A 1,427-nucleotide genomic window follows, 5' to 3' on the forward strand; every position below is an offset into this window, starting at 1 on the left:
GGTTGCGTCCATGGAGATGGTGTACGGGTTCGACCTGATCCGGGGGTTTGCTCCGGCGTCGGGATGATGCCCGCATAGATGAACGGCCACCGGCTGATCTTCGAGGTGTCGAAGCCCGAAGGAGATCAGCACGATGACCGCACCCGACAGTCTGCCCCTGCACGTCCTCGCCGAGGACAACCTCGCCGCGGCGAGTCCCGATCTGCTGCGCGCGATGGTCAAGACGTTCGCCGACGCCCTCATGTCCGCGGAGGCCGATGCCCTCTGCAACGCCGAATACGGGCAGGTCAGCGACGAGAGAGTCAACCATCGCAACGGATATCGCCCGCGCGAGTGGGACACCCGCGCCGGCACCGTCGAGCTGGCCATTCCCAAGCTCCGCAGCGGGAGTTACTTCCCGCACTGGCTTCTCGAACGCCGTCGCCGGGCCGAACAAGCCCTCATCTCGGTGGTCGCCACCGCCTACCTGCTCGGTGTCAGCACTCGGCGGGTCGAGAAGCTCGCCGAGTCCCTGGGCGTCACCCAGCTGTCGAAGTCCCAGGTCAGCGCAATGGCCAAGCACCTGGACGAGCAGGTCGCCGCCTTCCGCAACCGGCCACTGGAGGCCGGACCCTACTCATTCGTCTGGGTCGACGCCCTGACCCAGAAGGTCCGCGAGGGCGGCCGGATCATCAACGTCCACGCCCTGATCGCCGTCGGCGTCAACGCCGACGGCCACCGCGAGATCCTCGGCCTCGACGTCGCCACCGCCGAGGACGGCGCCGGCTGGCTTGCCTTCCTGCGCTCGCTCATCGCCCGCGGACTGTCCGGCGTCCAGCTCGTCATCTCCGACGCCCATGCCGGCCTGGTCGACGCCATCGGCGCGGTCCTGCCCGGCGCGAGCTGGCAGCGGTGCCGCACGCATTACGCCCGCAACCTGCTCAGCCAGGTCCCGAAATCGGCTCAGCCCTGGGTGGCCACGCTGCTGCGGACCGTCTTCGAACAACCCGACACCGACGCCGTCCAGGCCCAGATGCAGCACGTCCTGGACGCGCTGGAGGCCAAGTTCCCCAAGGCCGCAGCCCACTTGGACACCGCCCAGCACGACCTGTTGGCCTTCACCGCCTTCCCACGCGAGATCTGGCGGCAGATCTGGTCGAACAACCCGCAGGAACGGCTGAACAAGGAGATCCGCCGCCGCACCGACGTGGTCGGCATCTTCCCCGACCGCACCGCCGTCATCCGCCTGGTCGGCGCCGTGCTGGCCGAACAGAACGACGAGTGGACCGAGGCCCGCCGCTACATGGGACTCGACCTGCTGGCCAAGGCCCGCCTACACCCGATCGAGTCAGAAACCGACGAGGCCGTCCTGCCCACCGAACTCACCGCATAGCCTCAAAACGAGATCGCCGAGTGGCCGTCGATACACCACTCCAGCGGACGTGACC

At 68.0% G+C, this 1,427-nt stretch carries 1 protein-coding gene; it reads left to right on the forward strand.

Features of this window, described 5'->3' with window-relative positions; all coding sequences use genetic code 11:
* Positions 1-133: 133 nt before the first annotated feature.
* Complete coding sequence (locus FB157_RS46970) at positions 134-1,372, forward strand: IS256 family transposase (protein WP_145887980.1); 1,239 nt, start codon at positions 134-136, stop codon at positions 1,370-1,372.
* The last annotated feature ends 55 nt before the right edge of the window (positions 1,373-1,427 follow it).

It is taken from the genome of Streptomyces sp. BK340 (assembly GCF_007827595.1).
Lineage (GTDB): Bacteria > Actinomycetota > Actinomycetes > Streptomycetales > Streptomycetaceae > Streptomyces.